Annotated in this window: 16 protein-coding genes and 1 tRNA gene; 7 read left to right on the top strand and 10 right to left on the bottom strand. The window is 39.2% G+C overall.

What is annotated here, in order from left to right; all coding sequences use genetic code 11:
• The first annotated feature begins 2 nt into the window (after positions 1-2).
• On the top strand, positions 3-557 hold the full coding sequence (locus KJA62_RS04800; protein ID WP_213318862.1) for a 5-formyltetrahydrofolate cyclo-ligase: 555 nt from the start codon (positions 3-5) through the stop codon (positions 555-557).
• Between the two features lie 298 nt (positions 558-855).
• Positions 856-1,971, top strand: coding sequence for a recombinase RecA (gene recA / locus KJA62_RS04795; protein ID WP_246481901.1), 1,116 nt, complete (start codon positions 856-858; stop codon positions 1,969-1,971).
• A gap of 70 nt (positions 1,972-2,041) precedes the next feature.
• Here the strand turns inward: recA and KJA62_RS04790 are convergent, their stop codons facing one another.
• From KJA62_RS04790 to KJA62_RS04780, 3 genes are all read right to left on the bottom strand, one after another.
• Positions 2,042-2,935, bottom strand: coding sequence for a polyprenyl synthetase family protein (locus tag KJA62_RS04790; protein WP_213318861.1), 894 nt, complete (start codon positions 2,933-2,935; stop codon positions 2,042-2,044).
• An 8-nt stretch (positions 2,936-2,943) separates the two neighbouring features.
• A complete protein-coding gene (locus KJA62_RS04785; protein WP_213318860.1) occupies positions 2,944-3,579 on the bottom strand; it encodes an LbetaH domain-containing protein in 636 nt (211 codons plus the stop codon).
• An 87-nt stretch (positions 3,580-3,666) separates the two neighbouring features.
• Positions 3,667-4,368, bottom strand: a complete 702-nt coding sequence (locus KJA62_RS04780) for a response regulator transcription factor (RefSeq protein ID WP_213318859.1) — start codon at positions 4,366-4,368, stop codon at positions 3,667-3,669.
• Positions 4,369-4,552: 184 nt separating this feature from the next.
• Here KJA62_RS04780 and KJA62_RS04775 point away from each other — a divergent pair, with 184 nt between their 5' ends.
• Together KJA62_RS04775 and KJA62_RS04770 are read left to right on the top strand one after the other, a co-directional pair.
• Positions 4,553-6,427 carry a DUF1347 family protein gene (locus KJA62_RS04775; RefSeq protein WP_213318858.1) on the top strand — a complete coding sequence of 625 codons (1,875 nt, stop codon included), beginning with the start codon at positions 4,553-4,555 and terminating at the stop codon, positions 6,425-6,427.
• Positions 6,408-7,952 (top strand): AAA family ATPase, encoded by a 1,545-nt coding sequence (locus tag KJA62_RS04770; RefSeq protein ID WP_213318857.1) that lies wholly within the window; start codon positions 6,408-6,410, stop codon positions 7,950-7,952. The genes KJA62_RS04775 and KJA62_RS04770 overlap by 20 nt, the downstream gene beginning before the upstream one ends.
• 24 nt (positions 7,953-7,976) lie before the next feature.
• On the opposite strand, the gene KJA62_RS04765 is transcribed toward KJA62_RS04770, so the two are convergent.
• Positions 7,977-8,864 carry a hypothetical protein gene (locus KJA62_RS04765; RefSeq protein ID WP_213318856.1) on the bottom strand — a complete coding sequence of 296 codons (888 nt, stop codon included), beginning with the start codon at positions 8,862-8,864 and terminating at the stop codon, positions 7,977-7,979.
• A 32-nt stretch (positions 8,865-8,896) separates the two neighbouring features.
• Positions 8,897-9,181, bottom strand: a complete 285-nt coding sequence (gene rpsT, locus KJA62_RS04760; RefSeq protein ID WP_213318855.1) for a 30S ribosomal protein S20 — start codon at positions 9,179-9,181, stop codon at positions 8,897-8,899.
• A 303-nt stretch (positions 9,182-9,484) separates the two neighbouring features.
• Here rpsT and KJA62_RS04755 point away from each other — a divergent pair, with 303 nt between their 5' ends.
• Both KJA62_RS04755 and KJA62_RS04750 read left to right on the top strand, forming a co-directional pair.
• Complete coding sequence (locus KJA62_RS04755; protein ID WP_213318854.1) at positions 9,485-11,176, top strand: RNA polymerase sigma factor; 1,692 nt, start codon at positions 9,485-9,487, stop codon at positions 11,174-11,176.
• A 271-nt stretch (positions 11,177-11,447) separates the two neighbouring features.
• Positions 11,448-12,233 (top strand): coenzyme F420-0:L-glutamate ligase, encoded by a 786-nt coding sequence (locus KJA62_RS04750; RefSeq protein ID WP_213318853.1) that lies wholly within the window; start codon positions 11,448-11,450, stop codon positions 12,231-12,233.
• Here KJA62_RS04750 and KJA62_RS04745 read toward each other — a convergent pair.
• The 3 genes from KJA62_RS04745 to KJA62_RS04735 all read right to left on the bottom strand — a co-directional run bounded on the left by KJA62_RS04745 (position 12,225) and on the right by KJA62_RS04735 (position 14,302).
• Positions 12,225-12,298, bottom strand: a tRNA-Pro gene (locus tag KJA62_RS04745). The genes KJA62_RS04750 and KJA62_RS04745 overlap by 9 nt on opposite strands.
• A gap of 6 nt (positions 12,299-12,304) precedes the next feature.
• Entirely contained in the window at positions 12,305-12,559 is a 255-nt protein-coding gene (locus tag KJA62_RS04740) for a hypothetical protein (protein ID WP_213318852.1), read from the bottom strand.
• Positions 12,560-12,679: 120 nt separating this feature from the next.
• Positions 12,680-14,302 (bottom strand): FAD-dependent thymidylate synthase, encoded by a 1,623-nt coding sequence (locus tag KJA62_RS04735; RefSeq protein WP_213318851.1) that lies wholly within the window; start codon positions 14,300-14,302, stop codon positions 12,680-12,682.
• Positions 14,303-14,597: 295 nt separating this feature from the next.
• Between KJA62_RS04735 and hemB the strand changes: the two genes are divergently transcribed.
• Positions 14,598-15,608 carry a porphobilinogen synthase gene (gene hemB / locus KJA62_RS04730; protein ID WP_213318850.1) on the top strand — a complete coding sequence of 337 codons (1,011 nt, stop codon included), beginning with the start codon at positions 14,598-14,600 and terminating at the stop codon, positions 15,606-15,608.
• A 42-nt stretch (positions 15,609-15,650) separates the two neighbouring features.
• Here hemB and nqrA read toward each other — a convergent pair whose 3' ends face one another.
• Complete coding sequence (nqrA, locus tag KJA62_RS04725) at positions 15,651-17,039, bottom strand: NADH:ubiquinone reductase (Na(+)-transporting) subunit A (RefSeq protein ID WP_213318849.1); 1,389 nt, start codon at positions 17,037-17,039, stop codon at positions 15,651-15,653.
• 33 nt (positions 17,040-17,072) lie between these two features.
• Positions 17,073-17,507, bottom strand: a complete 435-nt coding sequence (locus tag KJA62_RS04720; RefSeq protein WP_213318848.1) for a hypothetical protein — start codon at positions 17,505-17,507, stop codon at positions 17,073-17,075.
• Positions 17,508-17,599 lie beyond the last annotated feature (92 nt).

Raw genomic sequence — 17,599 nt, 5'->3', positions numbered from 1 at the left:
TGATGAACATAAATTCTTTGAAAGATAAGCAAAACACAAAAATTCTTATAAGAAAACAGTTCCTACAAATACGAAAAAAATTACCCGCAACTAGGAGACAACAAGCATCTAAAGATCTCCTGGCTTATATTTCTTCTATTCCCAAAGAAGCCAAAGTTCTGTCCTTCTCCTCTATCGGTTCTGAAATAGACACTCTGTTAGCCAATCTCTTCTTACTTGAACGTTCCCAACTATTTTTTCCTAAGCACTCAAAAGATAATCGTTTGCTTGTCGTTAGAGTCTCAAAATCAACAGATCTTACCTCTATCTCATCTTTGTCTAAAATTCCCTCTAATCCTATTGTCTCTGGCCATACCATTACCCATATTCTTGTTCCTGGTATTGCTTTCGATATCTGGGGGACACGAATAGGATATGGCTTGGGCTGTTACGACCGACTTCTAGCTCAATTTCCCGAACTTATTTCTTGGGGCGTGTGCTTCAAGGAACAGCTATCTTATGAAAAATTACCAAACGAAAGTCACGATGTTTCTGTAAACAATGTGTTATGCTTTTAAAATATTATAGCCAACAAGAAGCAAAAACAGTCGTAACCTTTCTAGAGGAAAGCTCTTCTAAACAAAAATGATTTTTTGCTATTTCACGAAAAACCCTCATTCCCAATAATGAGGTTGTGAAAATCATAAATCATTTTCTCTTCTTCAGAAGCTTTTTAAGGCTTGTCCCGAAAGATTTATGAACTGTATCCTAGAATTCACACCGTAATCGTGTATAGTCCTCTGAGAAGAGTTTACTAAACACTCAGAAAAAATGAAATGTACAAACCAATTACAATATGTCAAGGAGACAAGCAGGATGAACTTACCAGATCGAAAAAAAGCTCTGGAAGCAGCCATTGCTTATATTGAAAAACAGTATGGCTCAGGCTCCATTATGAGCTTAGGTAAACACTCTTCTATTAATGAGATTTCCGTAATAAAAACAGGTGCTCTCTCCTTAGATTTGGCCCTGGGAATCCGAGGAGTGCCCAAAGGCAGGATCATTGAAATTTTTGGACCTGAATCTTCGGGAAAAACTACTTTAGCAACTCATATCGTGGCTAATGCACAAAAAAATGGTGGAGTTGCTGCTTACATCGATGCTGAACATGCCTTGGACCCTAATTATGCTTCCTTAATAGGGGTAAATATTAATGATTTAATGATTTCTCAACCAGATTGCGGAGAGGATGCCTTAAGCATTGCAGAGCTTTTAGCTCGTTCCGGAGCTGTTGATGTTATTGTTGTTGACTCAGTAGCAGCTTTGGTCCCCAAAAGCGAGTTAGAAGGAGATATCGGAGATATTCATGTGGGCTTACAAGCACGCATGATGTCACAGGCTCTGAGGAAACTCACGGCTACGCTTTCTCGGACCAATACCTGTGCTGTCTTCATTAACCAAATCAGAGAGAAAATTGGAGTCAGCTTTGGTAATCCAGAGACAACTACTGGGGGCCGAGCTTTAAAATTCTACTCCTCCATTCGTCTAGATATTCGTAGAACAGGAGCGATCAAAGGAAGTGACAACTCTGATATTGGAAACAAAATCAAGGTGAAGGTCGCTAAGAATAAACTAGCACCCCCTTTCCGAACAGCTGAATTCGATATATTGTTCAATGAAGGTATTTCTTCTGCAGGATGTATTTTGGATCTTGCTGTTGAACATAACATTATTGAAAAGAAAGGATCTTGGTTTAACTATCAAGACCGAAAGCTTGGACAAGGTAGGGAATCTGTCAGGGAGGAGTTAAAGCGCAATGCTTCTCTATCTAGCGAATTAGAAAAGAAAATCCTTGTAGCTGTAGAAAAACGAGCCAACGAGAACCCATCTCCGGGGTTAGAAATATCAGAGGGCCCCAAACCTACAGGAACCCCTACCTCCAGCACGTCAGTCAAGGAACAGGAACCCATGACGGCAGAATCTTTAGTTTAATTCACGGCTTGCACAAAAGAAGAAAGAGTGCCTAAACACTCTTTCCTCACCTTTGTTTTCCAACGGCATTCTAGTACAATCTAGAAGCTAAAAAATCTACCAACATTTCAAATTCTTTAATTTGGAATTCGTGTCTGCTGCTGAGCTCCTTTAAAAGACAGCTTATTTGTTTTACGCATAAATTGATCTGTTCTCTTGCACGTTCTTTTCCAAAAAGAACAGCGTAATTCAAGCAAACTTCATCTTTCGAGCTATCCTGGGCAAAATCTAATAAGTCGTCACCTATTTGAAAAAGCAATCCAAACTGGTATGACAAATCCTTAATCAAATCTACTCCGTCTAAACTTCCACCACCAAATAACCATCCCATGACAAAAGATAACTCAAACAAAGCGCCTGTTTTCTTGTGTAAGATACTGAGAACTGTATCTTCGTCTAGTTCCAACGAAAACATATCCTCATACTGACCACCAATAACACCTTGTGCACCAGTGTTATAGGTAACATTTTCAAGCACCTTATCGTAAGCCTCATTAGCATATTCGGGATCCTCTACAACGCGCAATTTGTGAGCATTTAAACGAATCCTTTCGTAAGCTGCAGAAATTAACGCATAAGAAGCCAGCAAAGCTTTACTTTCCGTAAAAGCTACATGTACAGTTGGCCGATTTCTTCTTTCGGCATCATCATCCATACAAGGCAGATCATCAGCAATCAAGGTTGAAGTATGAACAAACTCTATCGCTACAGCCGCATCAGAAACGTCATAGCCCTTGCCAAGGTTCTTAGCCACCATCAATACAATCAAGGGCCGTACCCTTTTCCCTCCAGAAAATAGCGCGTACTCTATAGGCTCCCTTAACCCAGACCCTTTTGGACCAAAATCTTGTATTGAATTTCTCATTACCTCCTCAATATCCGACGCATACGAGGACAACACTTCGTTCACTACAGAAAGATTCATAAAACGTCCTACCCCTTAACTGTTCCAGATATAACTTCCCCAGGCAAAATACGCATGTTGTCCGCTATTATAGTCCCAGGATTAATAACCACGTTACAACCCACGGAAACAAATTTCCCTATAAAAGCCCCAACCTTACGTTTTCCTGTCGAAATTTTCTTTTTTCCGTCTCGCAACACAATATCACCCCCATCTAGACGAAAGTTAGCACACCTAACTCCTGCTCCTAAATTTACTTGAGATGCTATTACTGAGTCACCGACATATGCAAAATGAGCAGCCTTGACACCATAACCAAAACATACGTTCTTCAGTTCTGTGCAGTGTCCTATGATACAATCTCTGCCAGCAAATACCCCTCCTCTCAGGTAGGCACCGTGTCTGACAACAGTTCCCGCTCCTAGAAAACAAGGACCAACAATGTAAGCACCAGACTCTACGTAAGCGCCTTCTTCTATTTCAATCTTGTCCTCATTTTTAAGAAAAACTCCAGACTCTACAGTTCCATGAATGCCTTTAAAGGTGTATGAATGGGCAAACATTTTATATCCATCCAAAATATCCCAAACATTTTCAGCACCCTCAAACAAACTCGAAAAAGGGAACCCATCCTGCGAAAAAATATTTTTTGTCAGAAAAAACATAAAGCCAGCAACCAAGAGAAACGTGGAGGTATTTTCCCTTATCAGTAGATTTACAAGCAAAGGATTAAAAAGATTTCCGGGAAAAATTTATAATTGAGGCCTCCCAAAAGAGGGTTCTTCCTCACCTTCAGCAAATTTGTACCCAATACCCCTGATCGTAACAATCCAAGAACCATATCTGCCCAACTTCTTTCTCAAAGAAGCTATATGCACATCAACATTTCTCGGAATAATAGTTTCAAGATTCCCTTTCACCTCCTGAAGCAAATCTGTTCGCAAACAAAGTTCCCCTTTATTGACCAGCAATTGTTTCAAAATTCCTGATTCAGAGGGGGTAAGAGATATTGGACTTTTTCCAGGAAAAGAAATCGTGTGATGCAAAACATCTAAAAAGGCTTCCCCGAAGAACAATGTTTCGGGGATCACCCCAACAATTTTATAGGTACTTAGGAAAAACGCTTCTACTTTAGCTTTTAATGTAGGCGCCGTGTATGGACTGACCAAATAATCACTAGCACCCAAGTGTATCACCCTGATAATCTTCTCTTCATCAAAAGAGCGAAATAAAACCCATAAGTAAAATTTTGCCTTACTCCCAACTCCTTCAGAGAAAAAAGTCAAAGGAAGTAATGACTGTTCACATAAAATTAATTCACCTTCAGTGGGATTAGAAGGAAACGTGTCTGTGGATGAAAATTCATACCCCTCTGTGTCCTTGAAGAGCGCCGACAACTGAGAGCGCAACTGCAGATTTTCTGAAACTAGCGAGATTGTCTTCGTAGAGGCCATACCCTTCTTACCTCAATTGAATGATCGAAAGTTAATATAATAGGAATATTTTTTAAAGAAGCGAGATACCCTTTCGTTTTTAGGAAACTAAAAAATTCAATTTGCATTAACCTCAAAACAAATATACTATTACACCTCAACCAATTAGAGAAACCTCGCTAAAACAACTTTCCCCTTACGCAATATGAAGTCAACCAAAGTACTTTACTTGTTTCTAATACTGATATTTTCATGCTTCATAGCAGGTAATGGAATGTTTTTTCTTTTTTCTCTCTATTCTAACAAAAAAACTTCCCCCTCGGAATCCACGATCAGAAGCTCTTCTAGAAGCTTTGACCCCTCCTCGACGGAAAATAGCGTTCTGTCCTTTACATACTCGCAAGGAATCTCCCTACAAAACGAACAAAGATATAAAGAAGCAGAACAATGCTTTTCTCGAATACATCAAGAGTTCGCTAAACAAAAAAATAACTCTTTTCTTTCCTTACAAAAAGAAGTTCTCTCGAGAAGAATTCTAAACACATTTTATCTCAACCAAGCTAATGATCTAGAAAAATTGGTCAATATTTTTATTAAAGACTTTCCCCAGTCTAGTTTTAAGTCCTTCTTCTCAGCACTTATTCTCGCTCAAAAATCATATTACAAAGAAGCTTTAGATCAGCTTACCCTATGGGAACAACAAAAACCTAAAAATAAAGAATTTCTAGAAGAAAAAATTCTTTCAAATCAATTGTTAGAAGATATTAAGGACTGTTTGAAAGCTCGTTGTCATATAGAAACTCATTCTTATTTCGAAGGCAGATTGATTTTAAACAAAAAAATTCAAGAATTAATAAAAAACGATACTTCCTGGAATACGGAAAAATATGACGCTCTTATGCTCTTAATGGCCAGAAGCTATTTACTCGAGGCTGAAAAGATAAAGGGCAATAAAATAAACTATTACGAAACCATTCTTTTCTACCTGTCCAAAATTAACACCTACCAAAGGCAAGTTTTTGAAACTTTTATTCCTTCAGAACTCCTTCTATCCCTCCTCATCGGAGACTTACCCTCATTCCCACCAGAAAAATTAACGGTACTCATAAAACTGTTAGAAATATGGAAACAAAACTCCCTGCCGCCAAATCCACAACAGTTTGTCTCACTTATAGAAAAAACTTTTGAAGAAGAAAACATCTCCAACCTCTTCGTTTTCCTTTCGCTTCTTTCCCAATCAGAATCATTTTCCGGCTATAAGGCAGAACTTATTCTCAACCTAACCAACAACCTTTCTCATAACATTCAAAAATCAGATATTCTTCAAGCCAAGAAATTTCTTTCTCTTATCCACCGCCTCGATGACAGTCTTTCTTTGAGCAATAGACTAGTGCTCTCAGAAGAAGCCCTTCAAGAAATGATTCTGGAAAATGATCCGCAAAATAAAAAATTACGAAATTACCTGTCTCTATGGGAAGAAATTCAACCTTACAACATTGACAGACAAGCTCTTGTAAACTCTTTGGTATCTTTAGCAAAAACTCTTTGGAATCAAAATGATGACGAAAAAGCACTAAACATCCTTAGTGAACTTCTAAAATTTACCCATTATGACATAAAATGCGAAAGTGCTGTACTTTTGTTCGTAAAGAAGGCCTATTCTCAGGCAGAAACTTCTCACGAAGTAGAAAGGTTGCTAAAACTAGAAGATTTCGTATTGAAAAGACACCTCCCTTTCCGATCCAATCTGTCTGAGGAAAAACTCATTAACTTCTTTGCCGATGCGGAGTATTTATTTGCTCATGGGCACTATGCAAAATCAGCCTTATATTGCCGCTGGTTAATAAGAGTTTCCCCAAGCTCTCATTTTTACCGTCTGTTAGGGCTATGCTTAACTAAACAAAAAGAATACCAACAAGCTTTGGAATGTTTTAATCACCTTCCCCCAAGCGAAAAAATCAACGACACCAAGGTACTCAGAGCTTTAACAATATGCCAGAATCATTTGCCTCAAGACTTACTTATGGATTATAAGAGGAGTCTTCACCAGAAAAGTAGCAATGAAATTATTCCCAACTGACAGAAAAAAGTATAAAGGTCTTGATGTCTCTTTCCTACTGGAAGACAAAAACTTCATCCCTATAGATATAGCTTTTGCTTTAAGACATGCGCATGATATTTCAAGCAGCCAAGATCTTTTGTTTTTGTGCGCTCTCTCATCTGTTCTAAGGGATGGCGTTTCCTCCTTCCTGGTTCATAGAGCATCTATTTCTCCTTCTCCTAGAAGTATCAGCCCTTCGCTATTTTACCAGATGTTTCTTTCCTTGCCTTTAACTATCAAAGATTCGCTCTTTGTCCAAGACAACGGCATTTTATTCTTTAAACCAAGTTTCCAAGAACAAAGCAAACTTTACGAGAAATTGGATGTTCTAGCCAGTTCTAAACCTTTGTTGCAGCTACCCCAACCTGACAAGCTTTCAACTTTGCTAACTCAAGAACAGAAAACTGTTCTTGCCAATACTATATCTTCTTGCCTCACTTTTATTTGTGGAGGTCCTGGAACAGGAAAAAGCTTTCTAGCTACCCATATTTTAGAAACTCTTGCATCATTCGACCAAGTAAAAAAGATCGCTGTTGGAACCCCAACCGGGAAAGCGGCTTCTCTTCTAAGACAAAATCTTTCCCCTTTTTTGTTCTCTAAAATTTCCGTAAAAACCATCCACAAGTTAGTTCATGAAATCAGCAGAGATCTCATTCCTCATCCTGATTTCATACTTATAGATGAAGGTTCCATGGTAACTACGGGAATGCTTTTAAGTATTTTAAAGGGAATCAAAGGGCACAGGAACCCCTCTAATCAGAGCTTTAGTGCTTCTCTCACTATTCTAGGAGATCCAAACCAACTTCCTCCTATAGGGATCGGATCAGGAAAACCCTTAAGAGAATGGATCCATAAGTATGAAAAAAACACTTTCTATTTAACAGAAGTTAAACGAACAAAAAATCTTCTCGTTCAAAACATATCTTCTTCACTTTTAAATAAAAATCCTGTACCCTCCCAGCCCCTTCCTGAATTAGAAAATGCTGTCAATATCATCACAGATCTTTTCCTTGAGAAACTGTCTGAGAAGTCTCCCCTTTCCGGCGATAGTCCTTTTTGTGTTCTAACTCCGCTAAGACTCGGTCCTTGGGGATCTTCTAATTTAAATATTCATATCTCGAGAAAAATCAGACAAAAGAACCCCCTTCTGCCGGTCCCTATTATAATTACAGATAGCTTTCCTTCTCTCGACTTATACAATGGAGACGTAGGAATATTGGATCCCAAGACTCAAAGAGTGTTCTTTGCTTACAGAAGCTCTATTCCTATAAAATCTATCCCTAAATACTCCTTTAACTATGCACTATCTATTCACAAAAGCCAAGGAAGCGAATTTGAACAGGTCCTATTGTTGATACCCAAAGGAAGTGAGAAATTCGACCTCTCTCTCATATATACAGGCGTGACGAGAGCAAAACGATCAGTAGAAATCTGGGCAGATCCCACAACCTGGAAGCTCTTTTTTCAAAAAACCGAAGGGCAAAAACTTGCGGCAGGAGGATAGCTACCCGCCGCAAGAGAGAAAGATTTAATCTTCTATGAAATCTCGAAGAATATTTAAGACAGAAGCCAAGAGGCAAACTACGATAGACACAGTAGTCCCAACAAAGCCAAATCCCGTAACTAATCCAACACTAAGAGGCAGCGCTATTAGGTTTAAGAGATTACTTATAAGGCAAAGAACTTTCTCTCTCAGATAACACCTGACACTCTTTTGTGTATTTTGAGCAACATCCCCTTCAAAACCCTCTTTGGAAGAAATTTCTGCATAGTAATCCCTAGCATGCTTAATATCCAAAGAAGCTTCTAACAATTGTGCAGAAGACTCTACCGCCGACCCAAAGAAAGCAACCCCAGCGGAGTAACCGACGCACCTCGCATGAGTTCCAAGATCAACCAAACCTTTGGCATGTAACCCAGAGGCAAAACCGGCAGTCCTTCCAACCACAGCTGCAGTCTTTCCTGCTATGCTCAGATAAGACCTCCGACACCTTTCGCTGCGAACGACCCCGTCACACCCCATTCGGGAGTTGTACCTAAAATTACCATTAGCAGTTGTCTCCCAGAACAGATGTCCGGTCAAAAACCTACCCCAAAGACCGAGAGCTTCGGCTCCCTCTGCCAAAAGAGCTGTGCTGGAAAGGACAGAGTCTACTTTCGCAAAGACAGGCTCTCTGTCACCCAAAGGAGAAGGAATCTTTCCTCCAGGTCCGGGACGTTGAGAAACATCTTTAGCCAAAATATGCTTCGCCAACGAGCTAGAATGTGCCGCAGCGCTGCAAAGATCGGACATTAAACCAGCAGAATCACTCAAGACCTTGGACTTACAACCAAGACCTGCCAGAACGTTATCGATACCGCCCAAAGGACGCGTTCCCAAACGAAAAATAGAACTTAGAGAGGGTAGAGCACTCACAACACACCACCTAATTTTTGAGGGTTAAAAACTTAAGCAACCTTCGCTGTTGCCCTAGACTTCATCCTAGCTCCTTTACCAAGCTTGAAGATCTTTCTTTTCACACCCTTGTCTATAAGACTATAGAGGTTATTCAAACTTTCGGAGATAAGAGCTGAATCCTTCGTTTTCAAAGAAGCCTCAAACTTTTTAGCAACAGTTTTAACTTTTGATTTAAAACTTTGGTTAATCAAGTTACGCTTCTTAGAGGTTATCACCCTCTTTTCTGCACTAGAACGTTTAACCTTCGCATTCTTCGCGTTTTTTTTGGTGACCATAAGACTCCAGTCAAAAAAATTGAAAAAACAGACCCTAAGAGGGGTCATCAAGGGCGCTCATTGTAAACCATGATGAAATAATTGAGAAACAAATTCTATGAACACATTCATCGGCGCTCCTATCTTTGTTAAAAAAATAGTTTTCATCAAACAAAATACTGTTAAGTGTAAATTTTTTTATTTACAATCCCCTACGTCTTTCTGATTCAAAAATACCTAGCTTTCCTATGCTTATTGAGATAAACTGCATTCCAACCAATAGATAAACGCTTTATTGATTCCCAAAGAGGCACAACTTCAAGCATGAATACAAAAACTGACGCAGACATTTCTCTGGAGGAAGAACCTCAAAAAAAACTCGAAGAGTTAGTAGCTCTTGCAAAAGATCAAGGATTCATTACCTACGAAGAAATCAATGATATCCTTCCTATGAGTTTTGACACCCCAGAACAAATTGACCAGGTCCTTATCTTTCTCACGGGGATGGATATTCAAGTTCTTAACCAAGCCGATGTGGAGCGTCAAAAAGAGCGAAAAAAGGAAGCTAAAGAACTTGAAGGTCTCGCCAGACGAAGCGAAGGAACTCCAGACGACCCTGTAAGAATGTACCTGAAGGAGATGGGTACAGTTCCGTTGCTCACTAGAGAAGAGGAAGTAGAAATCTCTAAAAGAATAGAGAAGGCTCAAATTCAAATAGAGCGCATCATTCTGAGGTTTCGCTACTCCACTAAGGAAGCTATTTCCATAGCTAATTACCTGATAAACGGAAAGGAGCGTTTTGATAAAATTATTTCTGAAAAAGAAGTCGAAGACAAAGCCCGTTTCTTAGAGCTTCTTCCTAAGCTAATCAACTTGCTGAAGGAGGAAGACTCTGTTTTAGAAAACCTCTTACTCCAACTCAGAGAGCCCAATTTGTCTAAAGCTGAAATCACTAAACTCAATGATGCTTTGGAGAAATGTCGTATTAGGACTCAGGCTTATCTGAGATGCTTTCACTGCCGACACAACGTCACGGAAGATTTTGGCGAAGTCGTCTTCAAAGCTTATGATTCTTTCCTAAGTCTGGAGGAAGAAATCAATGATCTTAAGGTGAGGGCAGAGCGCAATAAATTTGCAGCGGCCAAGTTGTCTGCTGCAAGGAGAAAATTGAGAAATAGAGAAGTAGCAGCAGGCAGAACCCTAGAAGAATTCAAAAAGGATGTTCGAATGCTACAACGATGGATGGATAAAAGTCAGGAAGCAAAAAAGGAAATGGTGGAGTCCAACCTGCGTCTAGTTATTTCTATTGCAAAAAAATACACAAACAGAGGGTTATCTTTTTTAGATCTCATCCAAGAAGGAAATATGGGTTTGATGAAAGCCGTGGAAAAATTCGAGTATCGTAGAGGTTACAAGTTTTCCACCTACGCTACATGGTGGATCCGACAAGCAGTTACCCGAGCCATAGCAGACCAAGCTAGGACCATACGAATCCCAGTCCACATGATTGAGACTATCAATAAAGTCCTTCGTGGAGCGAAAAAATTAATGATGGAAACGGGGAAAGAACCTACTCCGGAAGAGCTTGCTGAGGAATTGGGTCTGACTCCAGATCGTGTTCGGGAAATTTATAAAATAGCCCAACACCCTATATCTCTACAGGCTGAAGTTGGAGAGGGTGGAGAAAGCTCCTTTGGAGATTTTCTCGAGGATACAGGTGTAGAATCTCCGGCGGAGGCTACTGGCTACTCCATGCTAAAAGATAAAATGAAAGAAGTCCTAAAAACCTTAACAGAAAGAGAGCGTTTTGTTTTGATACACCGCTTTGGACTTTTGGATGGCAAGCCCAAGACTTTAGAAGAGGTCGGTTCTGCTTTCAATGTTACTAGAGAACGTATCCGACAAATAGAAGCTAAGGCATTGAGAAAAATGCGCCACCCCATAAGATCTAAGCAATTGCGAGCCTTTCTTGATCTGCTTGAAGAAGAAAAACCTACTGTGAATAAAATAAAATAATCTTTATAGAAAAACCCTTAAAAAGATTTTTTGCCCACTTCTAAGAAATTTTTATTCTTGAAGCTTATTCTAACAAAAAATAGTATCTTTAGCTCTCGAATTTATTCTTAGGATCTCTTTTGGTTTTCTCTCCATTTTGTCCCTTCTTTCTGAATAACGCTAAGTTTCCGTCTTCGGAGTCTTCTTCAAGGGACTTCTCTTCTTTTACAACCAAAGAACTCTCTTCCGTTTCTTCGATCTACTTAATAAAATACTTCTCCAGGATGTTTCTATGTTTGTTAGAGCTTACAAAACCCATGCTATATCTGCTTCCGACGATTTAGAACAGGTGTTAGACGCCTATCTTCCACCTTTGGAAGAGGGGGCTGTCGTTGCCGTTTCTTCAAAAATCGTCAGCATCTGTGAAGGATGTGTTGTAGATAAAACTAAAGTCCCTTCGAAGGAAATTTTGGTAAGAAACCACGCCGACATGTACGTCGACCCTATTTCCTCTAATCCATCTTATCCCATCTTGACCAAAAAAAATAATATTCTTATAGCTTCTGCTGGAATAGACGAGTCAAACTCCTTAAATGGGTATGTTCTGTATCCTGAGGATATTTTTGCTTCAGCAACTCAAATTTGGTCTTTTCTTCGACACAGGGATAAAATAAATTACTTAGGGGTCATTCTTACGGATAGCCACACGACACCTATGAGGAAAGGGGTTTCGGGGTTAGCGCTCTCTTGGTGTGGTTTAGATCCCATCCACAGCTACATAGGAAAGCCTGATTGCTTTGGTAGAGCTTTAGAAACTACCGAGATGAACATCATAGATGCTTTGGCCGCAAGTGCTGTTTTTTGTATGGGAGAGGGCAACGAACAAACTCCTCTAGCAGTAATAACAGAAGCCCCAAAGATAAGGTTCAAAAGTTCCCCACCTTCTGATGAAGAACGCGAGGCATTTTTCCCAAATGAAGAAAAAGACATCTACGCACCAATCTTATCCTCGGCTGAATGGAAGACCAGAGGAAAGGTCGTTAGCCTATCAAAGAACCGAAAAAAGAAGTCTGGGTGAGAGGATTTGAACCTCCGCCCCCTTGCACCCCATGCAAGTGCGCTACCAGGCTGCGCTACACCCAGATATTCCTATAGACAAGTAATCCCTTCGAATTGGAACTCGCAACGTTGAAACTCTGAAATTCCAATTTTGGCACAACTCTCTATTATCTTTTCTAAAGAGTCTCCAGTGTCAACTTCTGCTGCAGCTATATCCACTGTGATAGAGGCTGTGAAAGATGCTCCTCCTCTTTCCCCTTTAACTTTAAAATTAACAAACATCCCTTGTTTATTCTTTGAGATATTTTTAAACCGAACGAGATTATTTTCTAAAAACTTCTTCATAAATACAAAAACAAAGAGAAGGAACCATTAGGGGAAGAGACTAGCAGTTTTCTCTTGTTCCTTTCAAGAAAGAATTCCATCTAACTCCAACAAAAGACAAATCTTCTTTCTTGAAATATGTTATTCTTGTTCCGCTGGTGCAGCCTCGGCTTTTGCTTCTTTTCGGATCTCCTGTTCCAATCTACCCAAACCTACGTCGTCGTAATTTACAAATTTGAAGAAAGGTTCGTACCTAGGGTCGAACTCGCAAACAGCCCTGGCCATAGCTATGCTTAAGCTCCTATAATTGATGTGACCCTGAGGTTGGGACCTGAGCTCACAGAGCCACTGCAAAGCTCTAGCATTAATGTGAAACATCCATCGAATGTGATATGCCATAGGAACGACGTACTGAGCCTCTTCAGGAAATTCATCTGCCATAGCTTTATAAGCCTCACCAGCACGTTCCAGCGCGTCCCTAAAAGGCTTCTCCATGGGAGTGTCGATCAGTTCTTTCGGAAAATCGTAGCCTAGATTGGCTGTCAACAACTGTCGCTCCTGAGTCAACATCCGATGCCTTTGAAGATCCCTGTACCCTCCAAAATCAGCAACAATATCGAAAGCAAACTCTGCACATTCTAAGCCTCTAGGAGATTTATGGCGACGATTCTCTCTTGGATAAGTTACAGCTTCTATAATGCTGTTCAACTCTTTATTAGGCATTTTTTTACACAGATCAACCAATTCAGAGAGGGAGATATTCGTATACGGAAAAAGGATTCCAGCACAAACTTTATAAATCCCTTCTGGATCTCCATAAACAAGATTTACTCCGGCTTCTAGAGGCATCAAAGGAACCTTAGTTTTGTTAGAAACACTACGTATCCTTTCAACCATTCCCTCCTGAAACCTGGCCAAGCTCCTATGGTGTCTGTGATGAAATTCAGCCCTACTCACAAAAGAAGGTATTACAGACTTCAATTCGGACAGAATGTTTTCGCCAATTTTCTTAACCTCAGATAAATTATGTAACTGCAACCTCTGGACCAAACTTTGCCAAAATCTTCCATTTCCAAAGAAACCTACATTAGTCAAAGTCGCGGTAGGCAGTAACCCCCTAAGACAATCTAAAACTCTAGCTCTGATGGAAATGTTATATGAAGATTTAGGAACGTCAGAATCTTTTGGATATAACTTTTCAAATAAGTCCGTAACCTCTGGAATTAAGTCGGAATAAGTTTGGAACAAGTTATCACAAGTCGACAAAAATAATGTTTTAAAAGCTGAGGTCATTAAAATGGGGTCTCGGTAGTATAAGAACTCCCCATCAACCTTTTGATCAAAATAAACGTATCTAGTGGATTTTTCTAAAGGAGAACCGCCAATACGAGAATCTTCTAACACTTTGGCCGCTAACATAGAAACTCTTTCAACAGCTAAATGAGCCCCCCCAAGCTCTCCAATCGAGTCATCACCGTAACCATCCAAAACTCTTTCGTAAAATGCACTGGCTTTACGGACTCCGTCTTCGTTATCAGAAAAACTTCTTTCTTCAAAAGCAAAACCAGACTCATCTGATTCTAAAAATTCTCGAAGAAGAACAGCCCTAACCCCTAACACCGAGCGAGAATATTTGGAAAACAATGCCCCCTTAATGACTTCAGGAAGATTTTTCAGAACAAAAACATCCCCTTCTAAGTTCGAAACATACTGAGATAAAACCTTTTTTTGCCTATCAGAAAAAACTTCACCGTTGTCCGACATAACCCAAACCTCAAAAAACAAGAGCCTGCCATATACTTTAGGAAAAATCAAAATGATTTTTGGGGAATTTCTGTTTATCTATCGTCGATTACACAGCAAAATCTAAAAAGCAGGCAAAGTTTTAAACAAAATATTCACTTTTTAAACAAAGTTTTAAACAAATTTTCCACTGCTTTTCCACTCGAAAAAACCCATATTTAAACAATTTCCACACCCCCTAAAGAATAAGAGAATTTTATTAATAGTATTTATATTTCTATTATGCTCTTGTGGAAAATGTTTATAGGAGAGAGAAATGCCTCTAAATATCTTAAAAAGACCCAGAAGGAACAGGAAATCTTTGGCTATAAGAGCTCTTAATCAAGAAACTTTTTTGGCGCCTTCAGATTTAATATTTCCATTCTTCTTATTAGAGGGATCTAATAAAAAAGAACCTATTCTGAGCATGCCTGGAGTTCATAGGTGGAGTTGTGACATGCTTTTATTTGAAATAGAAGAACTTTTAGAAACTGGTGTCCAGTCTGTTATGCTTTTTCCAGTTATAGATTTTTCTAATAAAGACTCTTTTGGCTCTTACTCTTTGAATCACCATAATTTTCTGTACAAGAGTATCAGAAACATAAAGAAGTCCTTTCCAGATCTTTGTGTTATAGGTGACATGGCTTTAGATCCTTATACAGACCATGGTCATGACGGTATTTTAGATCCTGTTTCTGGAGAAGTTTTAAACGATGAAACAGTTTATGTTCTGGGGCAAAAGGCGTTGATGCTTGCTGAAGCGGGAATCGATATTGTAGCTCCAAGTGATATGATGGATGGTAGGGTACAGTACATTCGTTCCAAATTAGATCAATCTGGATTTACTTTCGTTTCTATTATGTCTTACAGTGCTAAGTATGCATCATCTTTCTATTCTCCTTTCAGAGACGCTTTGGGATCTCATTTATCGCAAGGACATAAACTAGGATATCAGATAAACCCGAAGAATTCCTTAGAAGCTATTTTAGAATGTAAGTTAGATGAGGAAGAGGGGGCTGACATATTAATGATCAAACCTGCTGGATATTATTTGGATATACTTAAGGAGGTCAGGAGTAGAACACAATTACCTTTAGCTGCTTACCAAGTTAGTGGAGAGTACGCTATGTTGAATATAGCTGCTCAACAAGGGATTTTAAATAGGGATAGAGCTCTTTATGAATCATTAATTTGTATAAAACGGGCGGGAGCCTCCATGATAGTTTCCTATGCAGCTAAAGATGTCGCGACTCTCATAAGAAGTGGAGAGAACCCTTTGGAATGGTGAGGTAATGAAGAAGTTCTTTGGAGAACAAAAAAGCGAAGACTTCTAGTGAGGTTCTTCACAGAGCAAGCCATTAGCTATGACATACTCATTTAATTTATCTCTAACAATTTTAACCATTTCGTTTTTAGATGGATCTATTAAGGTGGGGAGAGAAAAATCTTCTGAGCTTATTTCTAAAAATCCTAATTGTATTGCTAGATCGTAATTGTTAGTGATTATGGCTTTCATTAAAGGAACTACAGGAACCTTCATGGGCATAACTTTATCGTAAATATCGGAATCTATAAAGGGTCGAGGTTCTCCATGGAGGTTGGTATCTGGAGTTGGCCTAGCCTGGCGGAGGAAGCTGTATAGATATGTTCTAGTTATCGTGAACTTTCTAGCACCCAACCGAAGAAAACTGAAGCTCTCTCTGGATTTTGGCTTGGGCAACACAGAAACTACGTGATGATTCTGGTTTAAGAAAGAATCATTTTCATCATAGCAGAGTCTTCCATTTAGCGGATCTCCGGAAATAACAGAACAAGGGCTCTCCATAGAGTCCTCGGGTAACAGCTGGGATATGTTAAATCCATTATAAACTTCTAAATAAGATCTAAAGCACTCTTTTAAGCCAGAACCAGCAAGTGATATGATTCGGGAATTTAACAAAGATCCATTAAGGAGATAGTTTCCTATGGACAGAGCTTCGTAAAAACCTAAAGTTATGACGGTGTCTTTTTCATTTTTTATAGGAGCTACTTCCTGAATATGGATAGAAGGCGATCCGGATGGATATGGCCCAGAAACTTCGTAGAAATCAGCATTATTGATATCTGTGAAGGGCAGGATAAACCGCTCTCTTTCTATTATTTTGGGTCTAACGCCAAAAAGCTTAAACAAGGCTTCCACAGCTAAAGCAAAAGCTTTTAAACCATCTTCTCTAGGGTAAAAAATCTCTAGCTGCTTCTTCAAAGGAGGAAAGAAGGGCTTATCATCAGCTAGGTTGATAAAGATGTCTCTAGGTTTTGTAGACGGAAGGGCAGGAATATCAAAGGGTCTCTGCCTCAATAGAGAAAAAAGTCCCTTAGATTCAAAAATTTCTCGCAAAGAGTCTTTGCTCAAATCCTCTAGAGGAGGAACCTTGTCCTCGTTTCTAGAAGTATCGTCTTTAGACACAGAAATTACAATAAATCTTGGACGTCGCTTCTCTCCCCGGACGATCCTGACAACGGTTCCTCTGTGTTGAGAAACTATTTTTACTTCTGCATGTTGCTTATATTCGGCGACAGGAGAACCACCGAATACTTCATCACCTTCTTTAACGAGTACGCGTAGGGGGATGGGGAAACAAGACTCCAAGTCCACAGCCACAAGCTGTGATTTGAACTTGCTAATTTTCTTGGAAGGGTTTGGAGCCCCTCCAAGAGACAAATCTAGGCCTTTTTTCACAAAAATTCTCATAAAGGAGAATTATAAGGGAATCTATAAGGGAATCCAGTTTTTTTTCTTATTTTTTTTCTCACCACTCTTAGATGGTGTTTTTTGTTGTGCTGTGGAAGGAGTATTAAGTCCTATGCCTCTAGAAATATCATCGATGATAGCTTCTGTTTCTCTTTTGTATGCTTCACAAGAAGATCTAACCTTTTCTAGAGCTAGCCACTCTTCAGGGGAAAAATTGTCCGGATTTCTGGCGAATACTTCCATTTCCTGTTCGGTCATCCCTGTTTGTTTCAGGATTTCTTTGCTTTTTTTATCTAGCTCTTCGATCTTTTCTTGAGTTTTCTCTATAAGGTATTGGTAGTCTGCTTCTTCTCCAGAAGATAGGGCGTTTTCAAAAGAGGTATCAATATCTATTTTATATATTTGTAGTATTTGTTTAATAGAATCTAATATTTGTTGAGTAGATTTGTTGTTCATAATAATAAAAACCCTGTTTTTTTATTATTTTAAAACAGGGTTTATTAATTGTAATGTTTTATTGCTCTTTTTTTGTGGTCTCCGTATATTTC

The organism is Chlamydiifrater volucris (assembly GCF_902806995.1).
Classification (GTDB): domain Bacteria; phylum Chlamydiota; class Chlamydiia; order Chlamydiales; family Chlamydiaceae; genus Chlamydiifrater; species Chlamydiifrater volucris.
This window is presented reverse-complemented; position numbering and strand designations above follow the sequence as displayed.